Genomic DNA, 3939 nt, shown 5'->3' on the forward strand with positions numbered 1-3939 from the left:
GCACGACCGCGCTCACGGCTCGGTCTTCCCGGCCGTGGGGGCGCGAGGATTGAAGCGACAACGGGATATTCGCCGGACTGGTCTGGCTGCTGGAAGACACTTGAATAGGCTAGGCTAGCCTGGGCGCGATCCTTTATCAGTTGCTGACAGGCCGCCCGCCGTTTCAGGCGGCCACGCCATTGGAGACATTGCGCAAGGTTACCGAGCAAGAAGCGGAGCGGCCGAGCGCGATCAACGCGCGGGTCGATCGCGATTTGGAAACGATTTGTTTGAAGTGTCTCGAGAAAGCACCGGAACATCGTTTCACTTCGGCCGATGCTCTGGCGGAGGACTTGGAACGCTGGATCAATCACGAACCGATCTCGGCGCGGCCGGCCAGCGCCTGGGAACGCCTGCAAAAGTGGCGGAGGCGGAAGCCGGCCATGGCAGGCATGATCGGCCTGGTGGCGCTGGTAGCGGCCACGGGCTTCGGCGGCGTGCTCTGGCAATGGCGCAAGACGAAGCAATCGCTTATGAAATCCGAAACCAATCTTTACATCAACCGCATCGGCCGAGCCCAACGCGAACTCGCCGACGGCTACATCGGTTTCATGGAACAACTCCTGAATGATTGCCCGATCGCATTGCGCCAATGGGAATGGCATTACCTCCATCGCCTTTGCCAGGCGGATCACCGCACCATTGAGGCCGCGGGGGGCCACGGCAGACTTGGCCTTCAGCCACAACGGCGAGCGCCTCGCCGCCACCAGCACGATTTGGAAAGAGACTCTGCTCGGCAACGAGTCCTTCAAAGGATTAGTCGCACAGATCTGGGATGTCGGAAGCGGGCGAAAGTTGACGAGCTTTAACCTGCCGGTCAACTCGCCGGAAGATCGACAAGTTGAACTCGTCTTCGTTGCGGGTGACCGGCATTTGGCCGTGCGGACCGGGTCGGGTGAGGTGAGCGTGTGGAGCAATTGTGGGATTTGACTTCGGCGGAGCCGAACGTTCACAAATCGCTCAAGCATGATTCGTTGGTCACCGAGATTGCGCTCAGCTTCGATAATCGCTATTTGGCTACCGCAAGCGTGGATCACTTCGTGAGGGTCTGGGCGATCGAAAGTGGTGCGGCGGTCGCGACTTTCAAAGCCGGCCGAAGTTCTCCCGGCGCATACCAATGAAGTTCGGAGCGTGGCCATCAGTCCAGACGGTCGGTGTTTCGCATCCGCCAGCGCGGACCAAACCATTAAGCTTTGGGATGCGAGCAATCGCAAAGAACTCCTGACCATTCGCGGGCATGAAAGTGCCGTGAACGACGTGGCCTTTAGCCCAGGTGGAGCGTCTCTGGCCTCCGCCGGCGCCGACGGAACTGTAAAAGTTTGGAGCGTCAGCAATGGTACTCAGATCGTGAGTTTTCGAGGATACGCCGGTGATGGGGCGCTTTTCAAAATGGACCCAAGTTTGTTGAAACGGTATGACCTCACGCTTCCAACCAATGGGCCCATTCAAACACCCCCTCGTCAGTCCGGCGCACCCGGAGAGCAAGTTCTGCCGGCACCGGGGGCAGGTGCCACTCCAGAGGCTTCGAGAGTCGGCGCAAACGAGGACGGGGTAATCGCCGTTTCGTTCAGCGTTGACGGCAAAGTTTTGGCGTCGCTCAGCCGTAACGGTCTGCTCATTTGCGAAGCGACAACCGGTCAGGTGATTCGCCAAAGCAGCGAAGTGGACGCCAAGCGTTACAACAATGTGGCGTTCAGTCGCGATGGCTTGCTTATGGCCATCCCCCGGCACGGCACGAGACTAGCCACGATCGAGTTTCTAAACCCCAAGACCGCTGACGTAGTTGAGGAAGTGACAGACTATTTTTCTGAATTGGGACAACTTTTTGTGGGGTGTACTCGCGTTGCCTTCAGCGCGGATAGCCGATGGTTTGCCGCCGGAAATCACTTGGGGCATGTAAGAATCGCCAAGATGCCTGGAGGATTTCACCAGCTAGCCTCCTATCTCTTTTCCGGGGCGCCAAGAGTGAAACGCTGGCTCGAATCCGACTACATCACTTTCTCCGCCCACATTGGCTCCGTGACCGGCCTCGTATTCAGCCCGGAAGGGAACCGCCTGGCTTCGTCCAGCGAAGACGGAACGATCAAGATTTGGGATGCAAAGTCCGGACAGGAAATCCTGACGTTGCGCGGTCATACCGGCGGCGTAAACAGCGTGGCCTTCAGTCCGGATGGCCAGCGGCTTATTTCCGGCGGCACGGACGGAACAGTTCGGATTTGGGATGCGACTCCCGCAGGCTTTCAGAGTGCGAAACGCGCTCCTTGATTTCAGCTCCACGGCGCGGTGGAAGAAGCCCCGAGGGTGGCTCTGAACCGAGCAGTGCGGCGTCGCAGAAGCTTTGTCCCAATTGCCCGGGAAAGCCTGGTCGTCCGTAGCCAGCAGCCCGTAGTCCGTGGAGACGAAGATGGACGAACGCCCAACGACGGACTTTCATCAGTGCGAAGTCGTCAAGTTATTACCGATGGCCGTCCCAGAATTTGGACCCTTACGCCGAAGAGTTTTGGAGCAAGACCCGAAGGAAAACCCGCGACGCGAGGGCGAGGCGAATTTTTACCGCCGCCATGCGGTCAAGCTGGCGCCGAATGATCCGGAGGTTTTGAGGATCAGAGCGGAAGTTCAAGAGAAGATTGGAAAAATCGAAACACGCTGAGCTAACGATCAGCCTCAAAAGGGCAGTTGGTCCCGCCAAATCCGCGAAATCACGCGAACCCGGAGGACTTGCCCCTTCAAAGCCGATCGCTGTCCAGGTGAATCGCCGCCAGTGTCGAAGGCCGGTCGGCGTTGGCGTTGTTTGGCGTGTTTAGGGTCTGTGCAAAAATAAATTCCGGTTTTGCTGGAGGCGATTTCGCTTTCTGGCGAGGCACGACGAAGGAGCATAGCCAGGGCTCTGCGACTGAGGAGAAACGAAGCCAGAAAGCGAAATCGCCCCAGCCCTCCGGGGCGGGGCGGCACCTGGCCGGCTGCGGCGTTGCTCGTCGGTCACAGCCCCAAAACGGGGATGCTCCCTCCTGGCGCCTTGCATCCGGCCAGGCGGCGCTCCCGCCAAAACCGGAAGTTATTTTTGCACAGACCCTTAGCGGGCAACGGCCGTTCGTAGGATCATCACTTGGACCGTAAAACATTTCGCCGATGGCGATTGTCGGAAAAGGTGGTCGCCTCTCAACAAATGCGCAGGTGCGAAAGCGCGTCTTCGGAGTTTGACTTCAAGCGCGCTGCTCAATACGGTTTCGCCATGAAGGACGCCTCTACTGGAAAGCGCGCTGCAACCCCGGCGGACATCGTGCGTGTGGCTAGAAAGACCCACTGGCGTGACGTGAAACTTTCCACCGGGGAAACGGTGACTGCGGAAACGGCTCGATCCATCTTCGAAGACGCAGCGATGGCTCTCAAAGCGAAATCCCGCCGTCGCAAGCGCGCCCATGTCGCTGTCGCGTGACGACGTCTATCGCCTCATGGCCGCCGCCAGAGGTGACATTCCTGCCTCCGCCAAAATCAGAGAGGCGGCGTTGGCGCGATATCATGATTTGATCGAACAGTGGACCCGTCAGTTGCAACACGTCGAGCCGGGAGATTTGTCCATAACAAGGGAGTCTGTTCAAGAGACTGTTGAGGCGGCCTATCGAGATTACCGCCGACGAACTAATCGGGCCGCCACGCGGCGGTTACTCGGAGACCAAAAGTAAATTCCCGACGCGTTAGGGAGGCGGACTTTTTCAGCCGTCACGCGGTCAAGCTGGCGCCGAATGATCCGGAGGTTTTGAAGATCAGAACTGAGATTGAGGAGAAGATTGGTTCGGCGCTCGATATGGGTCCTCCGACTAAAGCCCAAAAACAAACAGCGCGTTGCCTGCGGCGATGGCGACGCGTTGTTTGCCATCCACGAGAAACGTGTTCGGATTG

The 3939-nt window shown here is 58.5% G+C and carries 4 protein-coding genes; all 4 read left to right on the forward strand.

Annotation, left to right across the window (positions count from 1 at the left end; all coding sequences use genetic code 11):
* Window positions 1–140 precede the first annotated feature (140 nt).
* The 4 genes from FJ398_26560 (at window position 141) to FJ398_26575 (ending at window position 3475) form a co-directional block, all read left to right on the forward strand.
* Window positions 141–848, forward strand: a complete 708-nt coding sequence (locus tag FJ398_26560; GenBank protein MBM3841448.1) for a hypothetical protein — start codon at window positions 141–143, stop codon at window positions 846–848.
* Between the two features lie 99 nt (window positions 849–947).
* Window positions 948–1160, forward strand: coding sequence for a hypothetical protein (locus FJ398_26565; GenBank protein ID MBM3841449.1), 213 nt, complete (start codon window positions 948–950; stop codon window positions 1158–1160).
* Window positions 1102–2304 carry a WD40 repeat domain-containing protein gene (locus FJ398_26570; protein MBM3841450.1) on the forward strand — a complete coding sequence of 401 codons (1203 nt, stop codon included), beginning with the start codon at window positions 1102–1104 and terminating at the stop codon, window positions 2302–2304. The genes FJ398_26565 and FJ398_26570 overlap by 59 nt, the downstream gene beginning before the upstream one ends.
* 967 nt (window positions 2305–3271) lie before the next feature.
* Window positions 3272–3475 (forward strand): hypothetical protein, encoded by a 204-nt coding sequence (locus FJ398_26575; protein MBM3841451.1) that lies wholly within the window; start codon window positions 3272–3274, stop codon window positions 3473–3475.
* Window positions 3476–3939 lie beyond the last annotated feature (464 nt).

This window comes from Verrucomicrobiota bacterium (assembly GCA_016871535.1).
GTDB lineage: Bacteria > Verrucomicrobiota > Verrucomicrobiia > Limisphaerales > SIBE01 > VHCZ01.